Origin of the sequence: Streptomyces sp. Ag82_O1-12 (genome assembly GCF_900182715.1) — a bacterium.
In the GTDB taxonomy this organism is placed as follows: domain Bacteria; phylum Actinomycetota; class Actinomycetes; order Streptomycetales; family Streptomycetaceae; genus Streptomyces; species Streptomyces massasporeus.
This window is the reverse complement of record NZ_FXUW01000001.1, coordinates 6,366,843-6,390,360: the sequence shown is the minus strand read 5'-3', so window position 1 is coordinate 6,390,360 and position 23,518 is coordinate 6,366,843. Positions and strand designations below refer to the sequence as shown.

Below are 23,518 nucleotides of genomic sequence, written 5' to 3'. Positions count from 1 at the left end.
CGGGACCGCCGCTGTCGCCTTCCGTCATGCCGTGGGTGCCGACCTCGGCACCGCCACCGTGACCTTCAGCCCGTGCGGCTCGTGACGGTCGTAGGCGATCGAACCGCCGCCCGCCGCGAGCAGGGCCCGCGAGATGGACAGCCCGAGGCCCGAGCCCTTGATGTTCTGATGCCGGCCGCTGCGCCAGAAGCGGTCGCCGACGCGGGCCAGCTCCTCGTCGGTCAGACCCGGGCCCTGGTCGGTGACGACGACGGTGGAGGTGTCGCCGTGGGAGGCGACGGTCACCTCGACGGTCCGGTCCTCGGGCGTGAACTTCACCGCGTTGTCGATGACCGCGTCCAGCGCGCTGGACAGCGTGACCGGGTCGGCCCACGCGGTCGTCGGCGGGCAGTCCCCCACCAGGCGCACGCCCTTGGCCTCGGCGGTCGGGGCCCAGGCCGCGACGCGTTCCGCGGCGAGCTCGCCGATGTCGGTGATCTTCAGATCCGCCTCGGTGTGCTCGGCCAGCGCCAGGTCGAGCAGGTCGTCCAGGACCTGCGCGAGGCGCTTGCCCTCGGCCTGGACCGAGGCGATCTCCTTGTTGCCCTCGGGCAGCTCGAAGGAGAGCAGCTCGATGCGCAGCAGCAACGCCGCGAGGGGGTTGCGCAGCTGGTGCGAGGCGTCGGCGACAAAGGCGCGCTGCTGCTCCAGTACGTCCTCGACGTTGTCCGCCATCTCGTTGAACGACCGGGCCAGACGCTGGAGTTCCGGCGGCCCGCCGGCGGCGGCCACGCGTGACTTGAGCCGCCCGGTGGCGATGTCGTGGGTGGTGGCGTCCAGCACCCGTACGGGCTTGAGCACCCAGCCGGTCAGCCGCAGGGCGGCACCGACGGCCAGCAGCATCGCGGCGAACTCGCCCGCGCCGATGACCAGCCAGCCGTGCAGAGTGCGGGAGCGCAGCTGTCCGGTGGGCGAGTCGGTGACGACGACCGCGACGACGTCCCCGTCCCGGATGACCGGCGAGGCCACCACGAGGTTGCGGCGCTGCCAGGGCCACACCTGCTGCGGGTCGTGGCTGCGGCGGCTGAGCAGCGCCTCGTCGAACGCGTCCCGTACCTCGCCCTCGTTGGGCAGCGACCACTTGGCCGGGGCGTGGGCCATGGCACGGCCGCTGCGGTAGAAGACCCCGGACCGGATGCCGTAGACGTCGTAGTAGCTGGTCAACTCGCTGCTGAGGGTGGCCAGGCGCTCGTTCTCGAAAGCGCCCTCGGTCCCGTCGGGCGAGTCGGTGACGAACTGGGCGAGGGCGGCGAAGCGCGCCGTGTCGTCGATCCGGTCGACGACGACCTTCTGCTGCTGCGCCCCGGCGAGGCTCACGGCGAGCGGGACGCCGAGCGCGAGCAGCACGGCCGCCATCAGGATGATGAGCAGCGGGAGCAGACGAGTGCGCACCCGGCCCCGCTACCCGGCAGGCGCGACGAGCCGGTATCCGACTCCGCGTACGGTCTCGATGAGGGCCGGCAGGCGCAGCTTGGCGCGCAGGGACGCCACATGCACCTCAAGGGTCCGCCCGGTCCCCTCCCAGCTGGTCTGCCACACCTCACTGATGATCTGCTCCCGGCGGAAGACCACCCCGGGCCGCTGCGCGAGCAGGGCCAGCAGGTCGAACTCCTTGCGGGTCAGCTGGATCACCGACCCGTCCACGCTGACCCGGCGGTTGGGGAGCTCGATGTGCACCGGGCCGAGCCGCAGCTCGGTCTCGATGCCGCTGGAGGTGTCCTCGTGGGAGGTGCGCCGGCTCACGGCGTGGATACGGGCGAGCAGTTCCCCGGTGTCGTAGGGCTTCACCACGTAGTCGTCGGCGCCGAGGTTGAGTCCGTGGATGCGGGAGCGCACGTCGGAGCGGGCGGTCACCATGATCACCGGGGTGCTGGTCCGCTTGCGGATCTTGCCGCAGACCTCGTATCCGTCCTGGTCGGGCAGGCCCAGATCGAGGAGGACGACGCCGAAGCAGTCGCTCTCGGGAACGAGGGCCTGGAGGGCCTCCTCACCGCTGCGCGCGTGTGTGACGTCGAACCCGTGCCGCGCCAGAACCGCCGACAGGGCGGCGGCGACGTGGTTGTCGTCCTCGACGAGCAGCAGTCTCACCCGGGCCCCCTTCGGTTCACTGGCCGTACGATCTAGATGTGTACAAAAAGCGTGCACGCGCGCGCGTGCACCTTGTGCAGTCACGCTGATGGATGAGGACGGCGTCAAGAGGGTTCCGGTTGCGGAGCGCTTCCGTTACCCGGCCGATATGAGCGCTGCTCATAAGTGCTACGACACGTGTCCGATTGCTATCGGATCGTGATGCTCAGATTCCCCTCAGATGTAATGACGCAGGTCGTAGAGGGTTACTACTGTCCTCCGAAACCGAGGAGGACGGAGCCTGAGAGCGATGACCGAAGTATCGGTGGCCAAGGAAGATGTGGCCGCGACCGGAGAACTGGTCGTCCTGAAGAGCGTCAACAAGCACTTCGGCGCGTTGCACGTACTCCAGGACATCGACCTGACGATCGCCCGCGGTGAAGTCGTCGTGGTCATCGGGCCCTCCGGGTCCGGCAAGTCCACCCTGTGCCGCACCATCAACCGCCTGGAGACGACCGACTCCGGCACGATCACGATCGACGGCAAGCCCCTGCCCGCCGAGGGCAAGGAGCTGGCCAAGCTCCGCGCCGATGTCGGCATGGTCTTCCAGTCCTTCAACCTCTTCGCGCACAAGACCGTGCTCGAGAACGTGATGCTCGGCCAGATCAAGGTCCGCAAGAAGGACAAGAAGGCGGCCGAGGAGCGGGCTCGCGCCCTGCTCGACCGGGTCGGTGTGGGCGCGCAGGCCGAGAAGTACCCGGCGCAGCTCTCCGGCGGTCAGCAGCAGCGTGTCGCGATCGCCCGGGCGCTGGCCATGGAGCCGAAGGTGATGCTCTTCGACGAGCCGACCTCCGCGCTCGACCCCGAGATGATCAACGAGGTGCTGGAGGTCATGCAGCAGCTCGCCCGCGACGGCATGACCATGATCGTCGTCACCCATGAGATGGGTTTCGCACGATCGGCTGCAAACCGCGTGGTGTTCATGGCGGACGGCCGAATCGTCGAGGAGGCTGCGCCCGACCAGTTCTTCAGCAATCCGCGCAGCGACCGTGCCAAGGACTTCCTGTCGAAGATCCTGCACCACTGACGGCGCGGGTCGCGCCCGACGCGCCCTGTGTCGCCCCCTTGAGGGCCCGCATCTCTTCACCAGCCAAAGGATGTTCATCATGAAGCTCCGCAAGGTCACCGCCGCCTCGGCCACCGTCTTCGCTCTCGCCCTCACCGCCACCGCGTGCGGCGGTGACAACAGCACCGGCGGCGACTCCGGCTCCGGCGGCGGCAAGACGATCAAGGTCGGCATCAAGTTCGACCAGCCCGGCCTCGGCCAGAAGACGCCGCAGGGCTACGCCGGCTTCGACGTCGACGTCGCCACGTACGTCGCCAAGAAGCTCGGTTACAACGCGGACCAGATCGAGTGGAAGGAAGCGAAGAGCGCCGACCGCGAGACCATGCTCCAGCGCGGTGACGTCGACTTCATCGCCGCGACCTACTCGATCACCCCCGAGCGCCAGGAGAAGGTCGACTTCGCCGGCCCTTACCTGCTGGCTCACCAGGATGTTCTGGTTCGTGCGGACGACAACAAGATCAAGTCGCCGAAGGACCTGAACAACGCCAAGCTCTGCTCGGTCACCGGCTCCACCTCGGCGCAGAACGTCAAGGACAAGCTGGCCCCCAAGGCGCAGCTGCAGCCGTACCCGACGTACTCCGCCTGCCTGCCCGGTCTGCAGAACGGTGCCGTCGACGCGCTGACCACCGACGACTCGATCCTCGCCGGTTACGCCGCCCAGTCGCAGTTCAAGGGCAAGTTCAAGCTCGGCGGCTTCAAGCTGACCAACGAGAACTACGGCATCGGCGTCAAGAAGGGCAGCGACCTCAAGGCCAAGATCAACAAGGCCCTTGAGGCCATGGTCGCCGACAAGGCATGGCAGAAGGCCGTGGACAAGAACCTCGGCCCGGCCAACTACAAGAACGAGCCGGCGCCGAAGATCGGCGAGATCAAGAGCTGAAGCAGCGCCTGACAGGGTGCGCCGCCCACCGGAAGGGGCGGCGCACCGGCGTGGGCATCCCTACACGCGGAAGCACGGGAGATCGTGTTCGACTTTCTTGAGGATTACGACCTGCTGGGAGCCTTCTGGACGACAGTGCAGCTCGCTGTGCTCTCCGCCGTCGGCTCCCTGATCTGGGGCACTTTGCTGGCCGCCATGCGCGTCGGCCCGGTGCCGCTGATGCGCGGCTTCGGGACCGCGTACGTGAACATCGTGCGCAACATCCCGTTGACCGTCATCATCCTGTTCACGTCGCTGGGCCTGAACCAGACGTTGGGAGTCTCCCTCGGCGCGAACGACGTCGAGACGATCAACTTCCGGCTCGCCGTCCTGGGCCTGATTCTCTACACCTCGTCCTTCGTCTGCGAGGCGCTGCGCTCCGGTATCAACACGGTGCCGGTCGGGCAGGCGGAAGCGGCGCGCGCGATCGGTCTCAACTTCAACCAGGTGCTGGGTCTGGTCGTGCTGCCACAGGCCTTCCGGTCGTCCGTCGTGCCGCTGGCGAACGTGCTGATCGCCCTCATCAAGAACACCACGGTGGCCGCTGCCATCGGTGTCGCCGAAGCGGCGGTACTGATGAAGGAGATGATCGAGAACGAGGCGCAGCTGCTGCTGATCTCGGCGATCATCGCGTTCGGTTTCGTGGTCCTGACGCTGCCGACCGGCCTGTTCCTCGGCTGGGTGGGCAAGAAGGTGGCGGTGAAGCGATGAGCTCCGTCCTGTACGACGCGCAGGGGCCCCGCGCCAAGCGCCGCAACGTCGTCCTCACGGTGGTCTTCCTGGTCGCCGTCGCCGCTCTGCTGTGGTGGGTGTTCGGGACCCTCAAGGACAAGGGCCAGCTGGAATGGCCTCTGTGGGAGCCGTTCTTCCACACCGAGGCCTGGTCCACGTACATCTGGCCGGGACTGCAGAACACCTTGAAGGCAGCCGCCCTGGCGGTGATCATCGCGATGCCGCTGGGCGCGGTCCTCGGCATCGCCCGTCTGTCGGACCACGCATGGGTCAGGGTGCCGGCCGCGGTCGTGGTGGAGTTCTTCCGCTCCATCCCCGTGCTGGTGCTGATGATCTTCGGCCTCGCGCTGTTCGCCGAATACACCAACGTCAGCTCCGACGACCGTCCGCTCTACGCGGTCGTCACCGGCCTGGTGCTGTACAACGCCTCCGTCCTGGCGGAGATCGTCCGGGCGGGCATCCTGTCCCTGCCCAAGGGCCAGTCCGAAGCGGCGATGGCGATCGGCCTGCGCAAGGGCCAGCTGATGCGCCTGATCCTGCTCCCCCAGGCCGTCACCGCGATGCTCCCGGCCATCGTGAGCCAGCTCGTCGTCATCGTGAAGGACACCGCGCTCGGCGGCGCCGTCCTCACCTACTCCGAGCTGCTCTCCGCAGCGAACACCATGAGCGGCTACTACGGCGCCAACGTCATCGCCAGCTTCACGGTCGTGGCCCTCATCTTCATCGCGCTCAACTTCGCCCTCACCTCGTTCGCGAGCTGGCTGGAGCGCCGACTGCGGCGTGCCAAGAAGTCGACAGGCGCGGTCGTGGGCCCGAACGACGCGGAGATCGCCGGTACGGCCGGGACGGGCGCCGGAGGCACCATCTGACACCCGGTCACCGCACGTGACACACTCAGGGGCAGTGGCATGATCGCCACTGCCCCTGGTCACTTGACGCAAGCACCGGCAATGGGTTGCATACGTTCTGTGATCGTGCACCCTGCTCCAACTTCCTGTTCACCTACGTCTCTCAGGACACCACCGCGGGCAGGGGGCGCCTCGCCGTGGACCCGGTGATCATCGTCGGAGCGGGGCCCGTCGGGCTCACGCTCGCCCTGGCGCTGGCGCGTCAGGAGGTGCCGTGCGTCATCCTCGACGAGGGCCCGGGCAAGGACGAACCCCGCGCGGCGCGCACCGTCGTCCTGCGCGAGGACACCGCCGCCCTGGTGGAACGGCTGACCGGCATGCCCCTCGCCCGGGCCGGTGCGCACTGGGCCGGATGGCGGTCGATGCGGCGCAAGCAGGTGATGCGCGAGATCGTCTTCGACGGCGCCGAACCCGCCCCCGTGCACATCGCCCAGCACGTGCTGACCGGCGCCCTGCGCGCGGCCCTCGCGGACGAGCGGCTCGTCAAGGTCGCGGTGGAGAGCCGCCTCGACGGCCTCGAACAGGAGTCCTCCGGTGTCACGGCTCACACCCGCGGCTCCAAGGGCACGTGGTGGCGAGGCAGTTACCTGGTGGGCTGCGACGGCCCCCGCTCGACCGTGCGCAAGATCCAGGACATCCGCTTCCCGGGCCGTACGGCGGTGGAACGTCACGCCGTCGCCGCGCTCCGTACGGAACTGCCCTGGCACGACGAGGCGTTGCTGCACCGCCTGCCGCCCTGGCGCATGTCCGGCCCCTCGGCCGGCGAGGTCACCGCGCGCCCGCTGCCGGACGGCGTCTGGCGTCTGGACTGGCTGCTGCCGCCCGGCAAGGACCTGGTCACCCCCGAACTGCTGCTCACCCGCATCCGGGAGACCCTGGCCGGCTGGGCGGGCGGCACGGTCCCGCCGTACGAGCTGCTGGACACCGGTGTCCACACCGTCCACCACCGGCTGGCGCGTCGCTGGCGCGCCGACCGCGTGTTCCTCGCCGGGGACGCCGCCCACCTGCTCGGCGCGCTGGGCACGCACGGTCTGGACGAGGGCCTGCGGGACGCCGACAACCTCGCCTGGAAACTGGCCCTGGCCTGGCACCACGGGCCGCACGAGGTTCTCCTCGACAGTTACCAGACGGAACGGCGGGCGGTCGTCGCCGCCCGGCTCCGCGCGGCCGACCAGGCGCTGCCGCTGCTGCGTGGTGGCGGAGGGCTGCGCTCCGTCGTCCCCGGCTCGTCCCGGGGCCACGACGCTCTCCTCACGGAGGGTCACTTGGGGCAGGGCCAGCTCGGCGCGCCGGGGACGTATGCCGACTCGCCGCTCGCGCCCCAACGCCTCGAAGGGGAGGTGCCGGTCGACACGCCGCTCGGCACACCGGTCACCGATGTACGGGTCACCGCGGAGGACGGCACCTTCGTACGGCTGCGGGACCGGCTCGGCCGCGGTGCGCTGCTCGTGGTGCTGATCGCGCCGGGCACGGGTGTCTGGGAGCGCAAGCACTGGGTCAGCGCGGGCATCATGCCGCAGCTCGCGGCGGCGGTCGCGGCACTTCCGCACCCGGCCGAGTTGCTCGTCGCCGAGAGGTATCCGGGTGCGGCCGCGCACACGGTGCTGCTGGTGCGCCCGGACGGGCACCTCGTGACCGCGCTGAGCGGGGTGCGCCCGGCCGATCTGTACGCGGCGGCGCAGGCCACGGTCGGCGGGCCGGTGAAAGCGCAGGCGGAGGCTGGTGCTTCGGCCGGTTCCCGCTGAGGCCGGCGCTTCGGCCGGTTCCCGCTGAGGCCGGCGCTTCGGCCGGTTCACGCTGAGGCCGGCGCTTCGGCCGGTTCACGCTGAAGGCCGGCGCCGCGACGATGTGCTCACTGTCACGGTGCGTCCGCATGGTGACAGTGAGTTGACCCGCCCGGGCGGCCATGGTGTACTCCGGTGCGTGACCGACACCTGTGTGCGCCTGTGGCGGAGGGTCCATATGGACCTCCTCCGCTATGCGGGCTGCGTGTGTCGCCCGTCCTGCTGACTTCGCATTCCCCTCGCCTCCGCGCGCGCCGCGCTCTGTCTGCCGGCTGCCGCGCCTTGCTCGCGAACCCTCACCAGGACCTTCAGGACGGCACCCGTGTCTGTATCCCCTTCTGCGACCCCTTCGGTCTCGACCGGTCCGGCTCCCACTCAGGCGGACCTCTACGACTTCGTCCGGCGCACCGCCGCCGACACCGAGCTGATCGACTCCCTGCCACTCGACCCGGAGGGCCGCACATGGGTGCGGCTGGACGGGCCCGGCGGCAGCGAGGCCTGGCTGATCGGCTGGCCGCCCGGCACGGGCACCGGCTGGCACGACCACGCCGACTCGGTCGGTGCCTTCCTGACCGCGTCGGGCGAACTCAAGGAGAACTCCCTCGCCGCGCGGCTGCCCACCGACGGGTGGAAGACCCTCGAACTCGCCGGGGACGTGGACCGGGAGCGCCGGCTGCGGGCCGGCCAGGGCCGCGCCTTCGGCCGGCACCATGTCCACGAGGTGCTCAACGAGTCGCCCGACCGGCACGCGATCTCCGTCCACGCCTACTACCCGCCCCTGCCGCAGATCCGCCGCTACAGCCGCAGCGGTCCGGTCCTGCGGCTCGAGCAGGTCGAACGACCGGAGGACTGGCAGTGAGCACCACATCCGGACCGGCAGGCAGCGCCCCTCAACCCCCCGTCGGCATTGACGAGTTGCTGGAGCGCATCCGGGCGGGCTATGAGCGGATCGAAGCGCGGAAGGCCTACGAGGCTGCCCAGGCCGGCGACGCGCTCCTGGTCGACATCCGCTACGCCGCCCTGCGTGAACGCGACGGCCTCATCCCCGGCGCCCACGTCGTCGAGCGCAACGAACTGGAATGGCGCCTCGACCCCCAGGGCAGCCACCGCCTCCCCGAGGCCACGAGCCACGCCCTGCGTATCGTCGTGATCTGCAACGAGGGCTACGCGTCCAGCCTGGCGGCCCAGTCCTTGCACCAGCTGGGCCTGCGCCGGGCCACGGACCTGATCGGGGGATTCCAGGCTTGGCGCGGCGCGGGATTGCCGGTGGAGTGAGCTCCGGGTGCCCTACGCGCCCTCAGAACCCCTCCTCCCCGAGAAACTCCGTGTCCTCCCCTTCATCCTCCAGCGCTTGCCGCACCACCCTCAGGGCCATGCCCTCGGGGTAGCCCTTGCGGGCGAGCATGCCCGCGAGGCGCCGGAGGCGTTTGTCGCGGTCCAGTCCGCGGGTGGAGCGGAGCTTGCGTGCGACGAGCTCACGCGCGGTCTCCTCTTCCTGCTCGGAGTCGAGCTGGGAGACGGCCTCGTCGATCAGCGTGGAGTCGACGCCCTTGGTGCGAAGCTCCCGGGCGAGCGCGCGCCGGGCCAGCCCTCTGCCGTGGTGGCGGGATTCCACCCAGGCGTCGGCGAAAGCACCGTCGTTGATGAGGCCGACCTCTTCGAACCGCGACAGCACCTCCTCGGCGGCGTCGTCCGGAATCTGCCGTTTGCGCAGGGCGTCGGCGAGTTGCTTGCGGGTCCGCGGGGTCCCGGTGAGCAGGCGCAGGCAGATCGCCCGAGCCCGCTCGACCGGGTCCCCTGGAGGTGCCTCCTGCTCGGCCCTCGACGAGGAGGGGGCACCTCCGTCCTCGATGTCAGCCGCCGCCTCGCCGAAGCCACGCCGACGTCGACCGCGCCTGCCACGCGGCCCGCCGTCACGCGAGCCGCCTCTGGATGGGCCGCCCCCGTGCGGCCCGGGATCGTCCGCGTCCTCGTGCAGCCCGTCGCCCTCGTACGGCATGCCCCCGGGGCCTTCCACCCCGTCCACGGCTGAGCCCGTGTCGCCTCCGGTGCCCCTCCCCCGTGGGGCACCGGAGGCGGCGTACTCGTACTCCGCCCAGTCGGTTCGCCGTGTCACGGATCAGCTCTTGGCTGCGGCGGCCTTGGACTTGGCGGTCTTGGCCGCCGCCGGGGCGGGGACAGCCGGGGCCGCGTCGGCCGGTGCGGAGACCACGGCGTCCGTGCCCGGCTCGGCGGCCGGCTCCTCGGGACGCACACCGACGCCCAGCTTCTCCTTGATCTTCTTCTCGATCTCGTTGGCCAGGTCGGGGTTGTCCTTCAGGAAGTTGCGCGCGTTCTCCTTGCCCTGGCCGAGCTGGTCGCCCTCGTACGTGTACCAGGCGCCGGCCTTGCGGACGAAGCCGTGCTCCACGCCCATGTCGATCAGGCCGCCCTCGCGGCTGATGCCCTGGCCGTAGAGGATGTCGAACTCGGCCTGCTTGAAGGGCGGCGCGACCTTGTTCTTGACGACCTTGCAGCGGGTGCGGTTACCGACCGCCTCCGTGCCGTCCTTCAGGGTCTCGATGCGGCGGATGTCGATGCGCACCGAGGCGTAGAACTTCAGCGCCCGGCCACCGGTCGTGGTCTCCGGGGAGCCGAACATCACGCCGATCTTCTCGCGGAGCTGGTTGATGAAGATCGCGGTGGTCTTGGACTGGTTGAGCGCGCTGGTGATCTTCCGCAGGGCCTGGCTCATCAGACGGGCCTGCAGACCGACGTGGCTGTCGCCCATCTCGCCCTCGATCTCCGCGCGCGGGACGAGCGCGGCGACGGAGTCGATGACGATGAGGTCGAGGGCACCGGAGCGGACCAGCATGTCCACGATCTCCAGGGCCTGCTCGCCGTTGTCCGGCTGGGAGAGGATGAGGTTGTCGATGTCGACGCCGAGCTTCTTCGCATACTCGGGGTCGAGTGCGTGCTCCGCGTCGACGAAGGCGACCTGACCGCCGGCCTTCTGCGCGTTCGCCACCGCGTGCAGGGTCAGGGTGGTCTTACCGGAGGACTCCGGTCCGTAGACCTCGACGACGCGGCCGCGCGGCAGGCCGCCCACGCCGAGGGCCACGTCGAGGGCGGTGGACCCGGTCGGGATGACCTCAATGGGCTCGTTGACCCGGTCACCCATGCGCATGACCGCGCCCTTGCCGAATTGCCGTTCAATCTGTGCGAGCGCGGCATCCAGGGCCTTCTCGCGGTCGGTTCCTGCCATGGGTTCCACCCGATTTGCTTGAGTCGATCGCTTCACGTCAAAGACGCTAACGCCTGCCACTGACAACGCGCCCCGACGCACGTCCGGCCTGTGGATAACTCGGGCATTTCTCTACCCAAAGTACGTCGAAATGCCCTTCGTTGAGCTTCGCCGGTGCCTCCATGAGAATGGATGTTCGATTTTTGTGTCAAGCGCACCACGCGGCCCCGCCTACCCTGATCGCGACGGCGCGCACTCAGGGGGAGAGACGGATGTGCCGGATCACCGCGGCGGGCAAGGAAGCCGCCGTCGCACGGCTCCTCCAGGAGTCCAGGCCGGCATCGCGGGCCGAATCGGATCCCCCGAGCTGTGCGGCTGCGACGACATCGCCTGGACCGACTTCCCCGAGTGCCCCGCCGGGGTCCCGGCCCTCCTGCGCGGCCTGCTCGATCCGGTCGCGGCTCGGGAGGCCGAGCGGGTGCTCTGCATCGTCCTGATGGACAGCCCCTTCAGCATGGGTCCGGCCATGCCGACGGCCCTGCCGTTCCTGATCTGTCTCGCCGCCGATCCGGCCGTCCGACTCCGTCTCGCCGCCGATCCGGCCGTGCCGGTGCGGGCCGAGCTGGTCGAGGTCCTGCTGGTCGTCGCGGAGCTCTCGCATCCCGTCGACGGACGGCAGCGAGCAGGCGATCCGGTTCCTGGGCAGCGACCGCGACGACCCGGAACGCGCACTCTGCCGGGCCGGCTTCGCCGAGCACGCCGACCTGGTGCGCGGTCTGCTCGACGACCGGACACTGCCGGACGGGCTCATCCCGCCCGACGAGCGGCGAAGTCGTCTGACGGTGGCGACGCCGTAGGAGCCTGATGGCTCCGACGCCCTAGGAGCCTGAGCTCTCGGACCTCTCAGCCGGGCCTTTCAGCTCGCACCTCTCAGGAGGAGTGCTCCCCGGCCCCGGAGCCCCCGTCTCCGGGCCGTTCCGCCCCCGGCCGCCGCGCCCACAAGGCCCTCGCACGCGTGAGCAGGCCCGGCCCCTCCCCCCGTCGGCGATGGCCGTGCACCCGGGGATCGTCCGTGACGTCGTAGCGCTTCACGTACGCCCCCAGGAACGCCTGGAGCGTGGCGATGGCGGGGATGGCGATCAGCGCGCCGACGGCGCCGAGGAGGGCGGTGCCGGCGATGACCGAGCCGAAGGCGACGGCGGGGTGGATGTCGACGGTCTTGGAGGTCAGCTTGGGCTGCAGCACGTAGTTCTCGAACTGCTGGTAGATCACCACGAAGATCAGGACCCACAGCGCGTACCAGGGATCGACCGTGAAGGCGATCAGCATGGGCAGGGCGCCCGCGAGGTACGTGCCGATGGTGGGGATGAACTGCGACACCAGGCCCACCCACACGGCGAGCACGGGCGCGTAGGGCACGTCCAGGGCCTGCAACAGGACGAAGTGCGCCACACCGGAGATCAGTGCCATCAGGCCGCGGGAGTAGATGTAGCCGCCGGTCTTGTTCACGGCGATCTCCCACGCGCGCAGCACCTCGGCCTGGCGGGCGGGCGGCAGGACCGAGCAGATCGCGCGCCGCAGCCGGGGGCCGTCCGCGGCGAAGTAGAACGAGAACAGGGCGATCGTGAGCAGCTGGAAGAGGCCACCGATGACCTGGGCTGACACGTCCAGGACGCCGGTGGCGCTGTTCTGGACGTAGTTGCGCAGCCAGTCGGAGCGGAGCAGGCCCTCCTGGATGTCGACGCGCTTCAGGTCGGTCTTGAAGTGCGTGTTGATCCAGTTGATGACGGAGTCGAGGTACTCCGGGAAACCCTCGATCAGCTTGATGATCTGGTCCGCGAGGACGGAACCGAGCAGGGTGACGAAGCCGGCCGACACGATCATCACGCCGATGAAGACGATGAACGCGGCCAGCCCCCTGCGCATGCCGCGTGAGGCCATCCAGCTCACCGCGGGTTCTATGGCGAGCGCCAGGAAGAACGCGATGAGGATGTTGATCAGCAGGCCGGTGAGCTGGTGGAAGGCCCAGCTGCCCAGCTGGAACGCGGCGACGAGAGCGAGCGCGAGCACCATGGCGCGCGGCAGCCAGCGCGGCATGCGGCCGTTCGTCCCGACCCCGCCGACCGGGGGCCGGACGGGCGGCGTCGTGCCGGAAGCGGAGGACTGCTGAGCTGCCTGCCCGGTCTCGTCAGTGGGTGCCACGGTCCAAGTCTCGCCCACGCCACCGACAGGCGTCTGCCCGGCTGCGATCTTCGTGACCGGGCGGCGATGTCCGAGGCCGGTCGACTGGTCAGGCCGGTGGTCGCCAAGACTGTACGGCCCGGTCAGTCGCCGGTCACCAGGGCCGGCCGTCCGGCCGATCAGGCCGATGGCCACCAGAGCCGTCCGCGCCAACCGGCCGATGGCCGCCGAAGCCGTCCGCGCCAACCGGCCGATGGCCGCCGAAGCCGTCCGCGCCAACCGGCCGGTGGCTGCCGAAGCCGCCCGCCCCACCGCCCGACAGTCGCCCACGCAGCCCGCCCCCGCCGCCCGGCGGTCACCGCTGCTCATCGGCAACCGTCAGCCGGTCAGCGCCTCTCCCGCGGCACGTCCATCACCGAGCAGACCACCTGCCAGACCTCCTTGGCGTCCCAGCCGGCCGCCAGGGCCTCGTGCACCGTGCGTCCGCCGAGCTCGGACATCACGTGGTCGCGCGCGAACATTTCGGCGTAACCAGGACCGAAGTGCTCCGCCATCCGCTGCCAGAAGACCGTCAACCGCATGACCCCAGTATCCCGCCCCTGGGGGTGGGCCTGGGCCGGGACCGCCTGCCGGCGCCGCTTCGCGCCCTACGGTCTGACCCATGGCCGAAACAGGAGCTACCGAATTCCCCCCGACGCCCCCGCCGCACAGCCCCGTCACGCGCGCGGAGCGTTTCGTCTGGCTCACCGCGCGCGTGCTCGAGCAGCGCCGCTTCGCCCACCACTTCCGGGGCGCCGCCGCCGACCCGGTGGAGACCGCCCTGGATGCCTACCGCAACGAGGACGGCGGGTACGGCCACGCGCTGGAGCCGGATCTGCGCGGTCCGGTCAGCCAGCCGTTGCACACCGCGCACGCGCTGCGCGTCCTGGACGCGGTCGGACGCTGCGCCGGCCAGCGCGTGGAACGCATCTGCCGCTACCTGACGTCCGTCTCCACGTCAGACGGCGCCCTCCCGGCGATCCACCCCAGCCAGCGCGACTACCCCACGGCCCCCTTCGTGCCGGTGGTGGACGATCCGCCCAGCGACCTCCTGGCCACCGGGCCGGTGGTGGGGCTGCTGCACCGCAACGAGGTGTGGCACGCCTGGCTCTTCCGGGCCACGGACTTCTGCTGGCGGGCGGTCGAGTCCCTGGAGAAGTCGCATCCGTACGAGATCGAGGCCGCCGTGACCTTCCTGGACTCCGCCCCCGATCGCCCGCGCGCGGAGGCGGCCGCCGGCCGTCTCGGCCGCCTGGTCCGCGAACACCGCCTCGCGGCCCTGGACCCTGACGGCCTCGACGCGTATCCGGTGTCCCCCGGCTACGCCCCGGGGGAGCACCACTTCCCGTACGACTACGCGCGGACGCCGCGCTCACTCGCGCGCGCGTGGTTCACGGACGACGAGGTGGCCCGCTCCCTGGACCACCTCGCGGCCCAGCAGCAGGAGGACGGCGGCTGGCCCGTCCGGTGGCGTCACTGGGCCCCGGCCCCCGCCCTGGAGGCCCGCCCGCTCGTGACGATCGAGGCCCTACGGGTGCTCCACGCCTACGGCAGGGTCATCGACTGATCATCCCGCTCCCATGGCCCGCGCCCCCGCGGTCACCACGACGGCGGCGGCGACGACGAGCAGGAACGGGGCGCGCAGCAGCAGCGCCATGGCCGCGGCGGCGAGTCCGGCGGCCCGCGCGTCCAGCACCAGCGTCTGGCCGTCGGCGAAGGTCTGCTGGGCCGTGAGGGCCGCGAGCAGCGCGACGGGCAGCAGCGCGGCGAGGCGCTTGACGACGGGCCGCTCCAGGGCCCCTGCGGGCACCAGGAGCCCGGCCAGCTTGACGGCGTAGCAGCCGAGGACGGTCGCCCCGATCGCGATCCAGACGTTCACCGCGCGTCCGCCTGTCCCCCGCGGCGCCGGCCGTCCGCCCACAGCACGGCCGGCGCCGCCAGGGCGGCCAGCAGCACCGGCACCCCGGCGGGCAGCACGGGCAGCAGCCCGAGCCCCAGCAGCACGGCGAGCCCGGCGACGGCCCGCTCGGTGCCGGTCTTCAGCATCGGCGCGAGCAGCGCCAGAAACACCGCGGGCCCGGCGGCATCCAGGCCCCACGCGTCCGTGTCCCCGATGGCCTCGGCGCCCAGGGCGCCGAGCAGCGTGGTGAGGTTCCACAGGAGGTACAGGCTCAGCCCGGTCACGACGAACCCGAGCCGTGCGGTGCGGCGTGTGGGCTGGGCGAGTGCGACGGCGGCGGTCTCGTCGATCACCCACTGGGCGGCGAACGGCCGCACCGCGCGCGGGAGTGCGAGCAGTTGCGACAGGCGCAAGCCGTAGAAGGCGTTCCGCACGCCCAGGAAGAAGGCCCCGGCCGCGGCGGTGAACGGGCTGCCCCCGGCGGCGAGGGCCCCCACAAGGGCGAACTGGGACGCGCCGGTGAACACCAGGAGACTGAGCGCGCACGTCTGCAGCAGCGTGAGTCCGCCGCCGGCCGAGGTCACTCCGAAGGCGAACCCGGACAGCCCGACGGCCACCCCGACTCCTAGGGCGTCGCGTACGACGGCCCGGTCCGTCTTCACACCGATGTCTGCGTCTTCGAGAGCTGTCCGATCTGCCACGCCCCGCACGCTACGGGCCCCGGCTACCCCAGGTCTTGTACGTTCTTGCGCTCCCGCTGGTACGCCCCCGGAGGCACACCGACCATCCGGCTGAAGTGCCGGTTGAGGTGCGGCTGGTCGGTGAATCCGACGGTCACGGCGGCCTCGGAGGGAGTCGTCCCGGTGTCCAGCAGCCGTCGCGCCCGGCGTACGCGCGCGTCGGTGAGCCAGGCGTGCGGTGGCATGCCGTAGGTGTCCCGGAAGGCCCGCAGCAGGGCGAACGGGCTGGTCCCGAGATCGGCCGCCAGCCGGTCCAGGGTCGGCGGCCGTGCCATGCGCTCCTCCAGCACGCCACGCGCGCGTGCCGCGATCCGGGCTCCCGCGGTGCGCACCTCCCGCCGAGGCATGGGTCCGCCGTTCAGCCGCAGCAGCCTGGTCACCGCCACCCGCAGCAGTGTGTCCGCGGCCAGGGCGTTGCCCTCGTCGGCGGCCCGCAGCACCTGGTGCACCAGCCCGGCGGCGTAGGGATCGTCCATCACCGGGCTGACGAACCCCGGTGTTCCGCGCAGCGTCGTCGTCTCGGCCGCGATCTCCGCCACCACGTCGGCCGGCGGGTACACGGCTCCGTACCGCCACCCTTCGGGCACCCCGGCCCGCCCGGTGTGCGGTGTATCGGGATTCACCAGTGCGAGGGCCCCTGCCCCCGCGTACTGGTCGCCCCCTCCGTGGTGGAAGACCTCCACCCCGTCGGCGATGGCGGCGATCACGAAGTTCTCGTGCGTGTGCCGCACGAACGTCTTGCGCACGTACCGGGCCCGCAGCAGATCGACTCCGGGCAGCTCGTCGTACTGCCAGTGCCGTGCGCGCTCGTTCATACGACCATTGTCGGCGGACGACGGAGCACCCCAGAAGGCCGGGGCCCCCACCTCGTCCCTCGGAGCACACCCCAGAAGGCCGGGGGCCGCCCCCACCTCGTCCCCTCGGAGCACACCTCCGAAGGCCAGGCCCCCCACCTCACCCCCTGCGCGCACCGCCGAAGGCCAGGGCCACCCCCGGCGCACACGCTCGAAGGCCGGGGCCGCCCCGCCCTATCCCGGCGCGCACCCCGGGTGACAAGGCGGCGAAGCACCGTTGTCAGTGGCGAGGTGCACGATGGACGCATGCCCAGCAATGCGCACCGAGCCCTGGACGGCTTCTCACCCGCGACCCGCGCCTGGTTCACGGGTGCCTTCTCCGCGCCCACCTCGGCCCAGGCCGGTGCGTGGCAGGCCATCCACGAGGGTTCGGACGTACTGGTCGTCGCCCCCACCGGCTCCGGAAAGACCCTGGCAGCCTTCTTGGCCGCCCTGGACCAGCTGGCCTCCGCACCTCCCCCGGCCGACCCCAAGAAGCGCTGCCGCGTCCTGTACGTCTCCCCGCTGAAGGCCCTGGCGGTGGACGTCGAGCGCAACCTGCGCAGCCCGCTGACCGGCATCCGCCAGGAGTCGGTGCGCCTCGGTCTGCCCGAGCCCGAGGTCAAGGTGGGCATCCGCTCCGGCGACACCCCGGCCGCCGAGCGCCGCGCGCTGTCCACCCGCCCGCCGGACATCCTGATCACGACGCCCGAGTCGCTGTTCCTGATGCTGACCTCGGCCACCCGCGACGCCCTGACCGGCATCGACACGGTGATCCTCGACGAGGTGCACGCGGTCGCCGGCACCAAGCGCGGCGCCCACCTCGCCCTCTCGCTGGAGCGGCTGGACGACCTCCTGCCGAAGCCGGCCCGCCGCATCGGCCTCTCCGCGACGGTCCGACCGGTGGACGAGGTGGCCCGGTACCTCTCGCCGCGCCGCAAGGTGGAGATCGTCCAGCCGGAGTCGGGCAAGGAGTTCGACCTGTCCGTGGTCGTCCCGGTCGAGGATCTGGGCGAGCTGGGCGGCTCCCCGGTGGCGGACGGCCAGGAGGGCGCGGAGCGTCCCTCCATCTGGCCGCACGTGGAGGAGAGGATCGCCGACCTCGTCCAGTCCCACCGCTCCACGATCGTCTTCGCGAACTCCCGCCGCCTCGCGGAGCGCCTCTGCAACCGCCTGAACGAGATCGCGTACGAACGGGCCACGGGCGAGCCCCTCGACGAGCACCACTCCCCCGCCGAGCTCATGGGCGGCTCGGGAGCGGCCCAGGGCGCCCCCCAGGTCATCGCCCGCGCCCACCACGGGTCGGTGTCCAAGGAGCAGCGGGCCCTGGTCGAGGAGGACCTCAAGGCGGGACGGCTGCCCGCGGTCGTGGCCACGTCCAGCCTCGAGCTGGGCATCGACATGGGCGCGGTGGACCTGGTGGTCCAGGTCGAGTCGCCGCCCTCCGTCGCCTCCGGCCTGCAGCGGGTGGGCCGTGCGGGGCACCAGGTGGGCGCGGTGTCCACCGGTGTGGTCTTCCCGAAGTACCGCGGCGACCTGGTGCAGGCGGCGGTGGTCACCGAGCGCATGCGCACCGGTTCCATCGAGTCCCTCAGGGTCCCCGCGAACCCGCTGGACGTCCTGGCCCAGCAGGTGGTCGCCATGACGGCCCTGGACTCGTGGCAGTTCGACGACCTTCTCGCCGCCGTCCGCCGGGCCGCCCCCTTCGCCGCGCTGCCCGAGTCGGCCTTCACGGCGGTCCTCGACATGCTGGCCGGCCGCTACCCGTCCGACGCGTTCGCGGAGCTGCGCCCGCGCGTGGTGTGGGACCGGGTCACCGGTGAGATCACCGGCCGCCCCGGCGCGCAGCGCCTCGCCGTCACCTCCGGCGGCACGATCCCCGACCGCGGTCTCTTCGGCGTCTTCCTCGCGGGCGCCGACCCCAAGAAGGGTGGCGGCCGGGTCGGCGAGCTCGACGAGGAAATGGTCTACGAGTCCCGCGTCGGCGACGTCTTTACGCTCGGCACCAGCTCCTGGCGCATCGAGGACATCACCCGCGACCGCGTCCTGGTCTCCCCGGCCCCGGGCGTGCCGGGCCGGCTGCCCTTCTGGAAGGGCGACCAGCTGGGCCGCCCGCTGGAACTGGGCCGGGCGGTGGGCGCGTTCCTGCGCGAGGTCGGCTCGCTGCCCGAGGACGACGCCCGCCTCCGGCTCCTCGCCGCCGGCCTGGACGCGTGGGCCGCGGACAACGTGCTCTCCTACCTGGCCGAGCAGCGCGAGGCCTGCGGCCACATCCCGGACGACCGGACGATCGTCGTGGAGCGCTTCCGCGACGAGCTCGGCGACTGGCGCGTGGTGGTGCACTCCCCCTTCGGCGCCCAGGTGCACGCCCCCTGGGCGCTCGCGCTGGGCGCCAAGCTCTCCGAGCGGTACGGCATGGACGCGCAGGTCATGCATGCCGACGACGGCATCGTGCTGCGCCTGCCGGACGCCGATCTCATGGGCCTGGACCTGCTGGATCAGGAGCCGGTGAAGATGGGCCGGGAGTACGACGCCGAGCAGGCGCCCGTGGGCGCGGCGGACGTCGTCTTCGACAAGGGCGAGGTCGATCAGGTCGTCACCGACCAGGTGGGCAGTTCCGCCCTGTTCGCCTCCCGGTTCCGCGAGTGCGCCGCCCGCGCGCTGCTGCTGCCGCGCCGCAACCCGGGCAAACGCACCCCGCTGTGGCAGCAGCGGCAGCGTGCCTCGCAGCTGCTGCAGGTGGCGAGCGAGTTCGGCTCGTTCCCGATCGTCCTGGAGGCGGTCCGCGAGTGCCTCCAGGACGTCTTCGACGTGCCCGGTCTCGTCGAGCTGATGGGCGACCTGGAGTCCCGCAAGGTCCGCCTGGTCGAGGTCACCACTCCCGAACCCTCCCCCTTCGCGCGCTCCCTCCTCTTCGGCTACGTCGCCCAGTTCCTGTACGAGGGCGACTCCCCGCTGGCCGAGCGCCGCGCCGCCGCCCTGTCGCTGGACTCGCGGCTGCTGGCCGAGCTGCTGGGCCAGGCGGAGCTGCGCGAGCTGCTCGACGCGGAGGTGCTGACGGAGCTGGAGCAGGAGCTCCAGTGGCGCACCGAGGACCGCCGCGTCAAGGACGCCGAGGGGGTCGCGGACCTCCTCCGCCTCCTCGGCCCGCTCACGGACGCGGAACTGGCCGAGCGGGGCGCCGAACCGCAGTGGGCCCAGGACCTGGCGGGCACCCGCCGGGCCATCCGGGTCCGGATCGCGGGCAGGGACCACTGGGCGGCGATCGAGGACGCGGGCCGCCTGCGCGACGCCCTGGGCACCGCCCTGCCGGTCGGAGTCCCGGAAGCCTTCACGGAGCCCGTCAAGGACCCGCTCGGTGACCTCCTCGCGCGCTACGCCCGCACCCACGGCCCGTTCACCTCGACCACGGCAGCGGCCCGTTTCGGTCTGGGCGTGGCCGTCACCGAGGGCGCCCTCCAGCGGCTCTCAGCGGCGGGCCGGGTCGTCCAGGGCGAGTTCCACCCGGCCGGGATCGGCCAGGAGTGGTGCGACGCCGCCGTTCTGCGACGGCTGCGCCGCCGCTCCCTGGCCGCCCTGCGCCACGAACTGGAGCCGGTCCCCCCGGCCGCACTCGCCCAGTTCCTCCCCCAGTGGCAGCACATCGGCAAGGGGCACTCCCTGCGCGGCATCGACGGTCTGGTCCGCGCCATCGAGCAGATGCAGGGCGCGTCCGTGCCGGCCTCCGCCCTGGAGAAGCTGGTGCTGCCCTCCCGGGTCGCGAACTACACCCCGGCGATCCTGGACGAGCTCACCGCCGCCGGAGAGGTGGTCTGGGCCGGGGCGGGCTCGCTCCCCGGCAAGGACGGCTGGGTCTCCCTCTACCTGGCGGACGCCGCCCCCCTGCTCCTGCCGCCCCCGCACCCGTTGGAGCTGACTGCCCTGCACCAGTCCGTCCTGGACACCCTCTCCGGCGGCTACGGCCTGTTCTTCCGGCAGATCGCCGACCAGGTCCGCGCCACCACCCACCCCGAGGCCACCGATCCCCACCTGGCCGACGCCCTTTGGGACCTGGCCTGGTCCGGCCGCCTGACCAACGACACGCTCACCCCCATGCGCTCCCTGCTCGGCTCGGGCCGCACCGCGGGCTCCACGGCCCACCGCGCCAAGCGCTCGATGCCGCGCGGCCGCTACGGCTCCCTGACGGCCGCGGCCCGCACGGCGTCCCGCTCCGGCCCTCCGACGGTCGCGGGCCGCTGGGCCCTGCTCCCGGCCCACGAACCGGACCCCACCGTCAGGGCCCACGCCCTCTCCCGCACCCTCCTCGACCGGCACGGTGTCGTCACCAGGGGCGCGGTGTCGGCGGAGGGTGTCGAGGGCGGCTTCTCGGCGATGTACCGCGTCCTGTCGGTCTTCGAGGAGAGCGGCCAGGCCCGCCGCGGCTATGTGGTGGAGGGCCTCGGCGCCGCGCAGTTCGCGATGGACGGCGCGGTGGACCGTCTGCGCGCGGTGTCCAACGCCCGCGACCGCGGCCAGGACCTGCCCGGCCCGCCGCCCGGCTCCGAACCCGACCCGTTCCCGGCCCATGACTTCGCCGGACCGGACGACTCCGCCCCCTTCCACGACCACACCGGCGACCCCGGCCCCGACGGCTTCCCCGACCTGGACGCCTCCTTCGCCACCCCCGATCCGTCCCGGGGCGAGTGGGTCTCGGCCCGCGACCACCCGCAGGCCGCCCCGCCCTGGCAGAACGGCGGGCGCGCAGCCTACGACCAGGGGTTCGCGGGCCGTCGCAACCGCCCCGACGGCGCGTCCAGGGCCGTTGTCCTCGCCGCCGCCGACCCGGCGAACGCCTACGGCGCCGCCCTGGCCTGGCCCGAGCCGCCGACCGGCGCCGGGCACAAGCCGGGCCGCAAAGCGGGCTCCCTGGTGGTGCTCGTCGATGGTGAGCTGACGCTCTACATGGAGCGGGGCGGCAAGACCCTGCTGGCCTGGCCCGCCGACCCGGACGAAGACCCGTCCGCCGACCCCCGCCTGGGCAGCGCCGCCGAAGCCCTCGCCGCGGCCGCCCGCGCCGGCTCGCTCGGCACGGTCACGGTGGAGCGCGTCAACGGCGCACAAGCCCTGACCTCCCCCATCGGCACCCTCCTGGAAGGAGCGGGCTTCATCGCGACGCCCCGAGGACTCCGCCTGCGCGCATGACGACCACCACCCGCCCACGGCCACCCCAACCGAGCACGCGTCGACCGTGCCACCCTTGACCCATGCCCGAAGGTGACACGGTCTGGCAGGCCGCGAGGCGGTTGCACGACGCCCTCGCGGGCAAGGTGCTGACCCGCAGCGACCTCAGGGTGCCCCGCTTCGCCACGGCCGATCTCACGGGACGCGCGGTCCTGGACGTCACCCCGCGCGGCAAGCACCTCCTCACCCGCCTCGAGGGCGGTCTGACCCTCCACTCCCACCTGCGGATGGACGGCTCCTGGAAGGTGTACGGAAACGGCCAGCGCTGGAGCGGCGGCCCCGGCCACCAGATCCGCGCGATCCTCGGCAACCCCGACCGCACGGCCGTCGGCTACCGCCTCCCCGTCCTGGAACTCCTGCGCACGAGCGACGAGCACCGCGCGGTCGGCCACCTGGGCCCCGACCTCCTCGGCCCGGACTGGGACCCCGACCGCGCCCTCGCCAACGTCCTCCAGGACCCCGCCCGCGAACTCGGCGAGGCCCTGCTCGACCAGCGCAACCTCGCCGGCGTCGGCAATGTCTACAAGAGCGAGATCTGCTTCCTGCTCGGCGTCACCCCCTGGCTCCCGGCCGGCGACCTGCCCCCCGACCGGGCCGCGAAGCTGCCGGCGCTCGCCAAGAAGCTGCTGGAGGCCAACCGCGACCGCCCCGTCCGCAGCACCACGGGCCGCCGCGGCCAGGACCTCTTCGTCTACGGCCGCGCCCCGCGTCCCTGTCTGCGCTGCCGCACGTCGATCCGCGTCGCCGACCAGGGCGACGGCTCCCGCGAACGCCCGACCTACTGGTGCCCCACCTGCCAGCCCGGCCCCGCCCCCGCCCCGACCCGGCGCGGCCGCACCAATTGACGATCCGTCAGAAACGCTCGTACGGTCCTTGTATGCCCGTCACGGCGTACGACCTCAGCGGCCGCACCGCGTTCGTCACCGGCGCCGCGAGCGGCATCGGCCGCGCCTCGGCGCTTCTGATCGCCGAGGCGGGCGCGACCGTGCACTGCGCTGACCGTGACGCCGAGGGCCTGCACGAGACGGCGACCCTGATCAAGGACGGCGGCGGCACCGCTCGTACCCACACCCTCGACGTCACCGACCGGGCCGGGCTGAGGCAGGCCCTCGGCTCCTGCGCGCGTCTGGACGCCCTGGCCGCGGTCGCCGGCATCATGCACAGCAGCCCCGTGCTGGAGACCCGGGACGAGGACCTCGACCGGGTGCTGAACGTCAATTTCAAGGGAGTCCTGTACGCCTGCCAGGAGGCGGCCCGCCTGATGATCGCCCGCGGCACCCCGGGCAGCATCGTCACCATGGCCTCGGGCGCCGTCGACACGGGCGGCCCCGGGCTGCTCTGCTACGGCGCGGCCAAGGCGGCGGTGGTGCAGCTGACGAAGACCCTCGCGACGGAGGTCGGCCGGCACGGCATCCGCGTCAACGCGGTCGCCCCGGGCTGGATCCGCACGCCCATGACCGACCGGCACGACAGCGAGGCCCAGGCGCACACGGAATCCGTCATGGTCCGCATGTCACCCCTGGGCCGTGTGGGCGAGCCCGAGGACGTCGCGCACGCCGTCCTCCACCTGGCATCCGACGCCTCGGCCTTCACCACGGGCCAGATCGTCCGCCCGAACGGAGGCGTGGCGATGCCGTGGTGACACCGCCCCGCCGTACCCCGGCCGCCCAGATCCGCCGCCACCGCCCCGCCCTCACGACTCCCCGCGCCTGCCCCTTGGGCACGCAGTGCACGGGCAGCACGCTCAACCCCCAGCCCCCGGCCGCGACCGCGGCCTCCAGGGCCCCCGCCCCGGGTACGGTCACGA

Annotated in this window: 22 protein-coding genes; 12 read left to right on the top strand and 10 right to left on the bottom strand. The window is 71.9% G+C overall.

Annotated elements, in window-relative coordinates; translation table 11 throughout:
- Nucleotides 1–24: 24 nt before the first annotated feature.
- On the bottom strand, nt 25–1,431 hold the full coding sequence (locus tag QOL88_RS29325; RefSeq protein ID WP_097221295.1) for a sensor histidine kinase: 1,407 nt from the start codon (nt 1,429–1,431) through the stop codon (nt 25–27).
- 9 nt (nt 1,432–1,440) lie between these two features.
- Complete coding sequence (locus tag QOL88_RS29320; RefSeq protein WP_097221294.1) at nt 1,441–2,127, bottom strand: response regulator transcription factor; 687 nt, start codon at nt 2,125–2,127, stop codon at nt 1,441–1,443.
- A 289-nt stretch (nt 2,128–2,416) separates the two neighbouring features.
- Here QOL88_RS29320 and QOL88_RS29315 point away from each other — a divergent pair, with 289 nt between their 5' ends.
- From QOL88_RS29315 to QOL88_RS29285, 8 genes are all read left to right on the top strand, one after another.
- Nucleotides 2,417–3,193, top strand: coding sequence for an amino acid ABC transporter ATP-binding protein (locus QOL88_RS29315; RefSeq protein WP_097221293.1), 777 nt, complete (start codon nt 2,417–2,419; stop codon nt 3,191–3,193).
- A gap of 79 nt (nt 3,194–3,272) precedes the next feature.
- Nucleotides 3,273–4,112 carry a glutamate ABC transporter substrate-binding protein gene (locus QOL88_RS29310; protein ID WP_097223232.1) on the top strand — a complete coding sequence of 280 codons (840 nt, stop codon included), beginning with the start codon at nt 3,273–3,275 and terminating at the stop codon, nt 4,110–4,112.
- A gap of 84 nt (nt 4,113–4,196) precedes the next feature.
- The gene (locus QOL88_RS29305) at nt 4,197–4,862 is read left to right on the top strand and encodes an amino acid ABC transporter permease (RefSeq protein WP_097221292.1); all 666 of its coding nucleotides are present in this window, start codon (nt 4,197–4,199) and stop codon (nt 4,860–4,862) included.
- Nucleotides 4,859–5,752 carry an amino acid ABC transporter permease gene (locus QOL88_RS29300; protein WP_097221291.1) on the top strand — a complete coding sequence of 298 codons (894 nt, stop codon included), beginning with the start codon at nt 4,859–4,861 and terminating at the stop codon, nt 5,750–5,752. Before QOL88_RS29305 ends, QOL88_RS29300 begins: the two co-directional genes overlap by 4 nt.
- A 176-nt stretch (nt 5,753–5,928) precedes the next feature.
- Nucleotides 5,929–7,536: an FAD-dependent monooxygenase gene (locus QOL88_RS29295; protein WP_097221290.1), complete on the top strand. Its 1,608-nt coding sequence runs from the start codon at nt 5,929–5,931 to the stop codon at nt 7,534–7,536.
- A 103-nt stretch (nt 7,537–7,639) separates the two neighbouring features.
- Nucleotides 7,640–7,801, top strand: coding sequence for a putative leader peptide (locus QOL88_RS38680; protein WP_324605734.1), 162 nt, complete (start codon nt 7,640–7,642; stop codon nt 7,799–7,801).
- A gap of 96 nt (nt 7,802–7,897) precedes the next feature.
- Complete coding sequence (locus QOL88_RS29290) at nt 7,898–8,434, top strand: cupin domain-containing protein (RefSeq protein WP_097221289.1); 537 nt, start codon at nt 7,898–7,900, stop codon at nt 8,432–8,434.
- The gene (locus tag QOL88_RS29285) at nt 8,431–8,850 is read left to right on the top strand and encodes a rhodanese-like domain-containing protein (protein WP_257027916.1); all 420 of its coding nucleotides are present in this window, start codon (nt 8,431–8,433) and stop codon (nt 8,848–8,850) included. Before QOL88_RS29290 ends, QOL88_RS29285 begins: the two co-directional genes overlap by 4 nt.
- A 22-nt stretch (nt 8,851–8,872) precedes the next feature.
- On the opposite strand, the gene recX is transcribed toward QOL88_RS29285, so the two are convergent.
- The 5 genes from recX to QOL88_RS29260 all read right to left on the bottom strand — a co-directional run bounded on the left by recX (nt 8,873) and on the right by QOL88_RS29260 (nt 13,560).
- Nucleotides 8,873–9,691 carry a recombination regulator RecX gene (recX, locus tag QOL88_RS29280; RefSeq protein ID WP_097221288.1) on the bottom strand — a complete coding sequence of 273 codons (819 nt, stop codon included), beginning with the start codon at nt 9,689–9,691 and terminating at the stop codon, nt 8,873–8,875.
- Nucleotides 9,692–9,694: 3 nt separating this feature from the next.
- Nucleotides 9,695–10,819 carry a recombinase RecA gene (recA, locus tag QOL88_RS29275; protein WP_097221287.1) on the bottom strand — a complete coding sequence of 375 codons (1,125 nt, stop codon included), beginning with the start codon at nt 10,817–10,819 and terminating at the stop codon, nt 9,695–9,697.
- Between the two features lie 235 nt (nt 10,820–11,054).
- A complete protein-coding gene (locus QOL88_RS29270) occupies nt 11,055–11,459 on the bottom strand; it encodes a hypothetical protein (RefSeq protein ID WP_097221286.1) in 405 nt (134 codons plus the stop codon).
- Between the two features lie 269 nt (nt 11,460–11,728).
- Nucleotides 11,729–13,000: an AI-2E family transporter gene (locus tag QOL88_RS29265; protein ID WP_097223230.1), complete on the bottom strand. Its 1,272-nt coding sequence runs from the start codon at nt 12,998–13,000 to the stop codon at nt 11,729–11,731.
- A 365-nt stretch (nt 13,001–13,365) separates the two neighbouring features.
- Nucleotides 13,366–13,560, bottom strand: a complete 195-nt coding sequence (locus QOL88_RS29260; protein ID WP_030853368.1) for a DUF3046 domain-containing protein — start codon at nt 13,558–13,560, stop codon at nt 13,366–13,368.
- Between the two features lie 80 nt (nt 13,561–13,640).
- On the opposite strand from QOL88_RS29260, the gene QOL88_RS29255 reads away from it, so the two are divergent.
- Nucleotides 13,641–14,585: a hypothetical protein gene (locus QOL88_RS29255; RefSeq protein ID WP_097221285.1), complete on the top strand. Its 945-nt coding sequence runs from the start codon at nt 13,641–13,643 to the stop codon at nt 14,583–14,585.
- On the opposite strand, the gene QOL88_RS29250 is transcribed toward QOL88_RS29255, so the two are convergent.
- Genes QOL88_RS29250 through QOL88_RS29240 form a run of 3 tightly spaced genes read right to left on the bottom strand, consistent with a single transcriptional unit; the run spans nt 14,586 to nt 16,473 of the window.
- Nucleotides 14,586–14,897: an AzlD domain-containing protein gene (locus tag QOL88_RS29250; RefSeq protein WP_097221284.1), complete on the bottom strand. Its 312-nt coding sequence runs from the start codon at nt 14,895–14,897 to the stop codon at nt 14,586–14,588.
- On the bottom strand, nt 14,894–15,619 hold the full coding sequence (locus tag QOL88_RS29245; RefSeq protein ID WP_097223229.1) for an AzlC family ABC transporter permease: 726 nt from the start codon (nt 15,617–15,619) through the stop codon (nt 14,894–14,896). Before QOL88_RS29245 ends, QOL88_RS29250 begins: the two co-directional genes overlap by 4 nt.
- 23 nt (nt 15,620–15,642) lie before the next feature.
- Nucleotides 15,643–16,473: an AraC family transcriptional regulator gene (locus tag QOL88_RS29240; protein ID WP_097221283.1), complete on the bottom strand. Its 831-nt coding sequence runs from the start codon at nt 16,471–16,473 to the stop codon at nt 15,643–15,645.
- A gap of 285 nt (nt 16,474–16,758) precedes the next feature.
- Between QOL88_RS29240 and QOL88_RS29235 the strand changes: the two genes are divergently transcribed.
- From QOL88_RS29235 to QOL88_RS29225, 3 genes are all read left to right on the top strand, one after another.
- Nucleotides 16,759–21,672: an ATP-dependent helicase gene (locus tag QOL88_RS29235; RefSeq protein WP_097221281.1), complete on the top strand. Its 4,914-nt coding sequence runs from the start codon at nt 16,759–16,761 to the stop codon at nt 21,670–21,672.
- Between the two features lie 62 nt (nt 21,673–21,734).
- Nucleotides 21,735–22,556, top strand: a complete 822-nt coding sequence (locus tag QOL88_RS29230; protein WP_097221279.1) for an Fpg/Nei family DNA glycosylase — start codon at nt 21,735–21,737, stop codon at nt 22,554–22,556.
- 32 nt (nt 22,557–22,588) lie between these two features.
- The gene (locus tag QOL88_RS29225) at nt 22,589–23,353 is read left to right on the top strand and encodes an SDR family NAD(P)-dependent oxidoreductase (RefSeq protein ID WP_097221277.1); all 765 of its coding nucleotides are present in this window, start codon (nt 22,589–22,591) and stop codon (nt 23,351–23,353) included.
- Nucleotides 23,354–23,518: the final 165 nt, after the last annotated feature.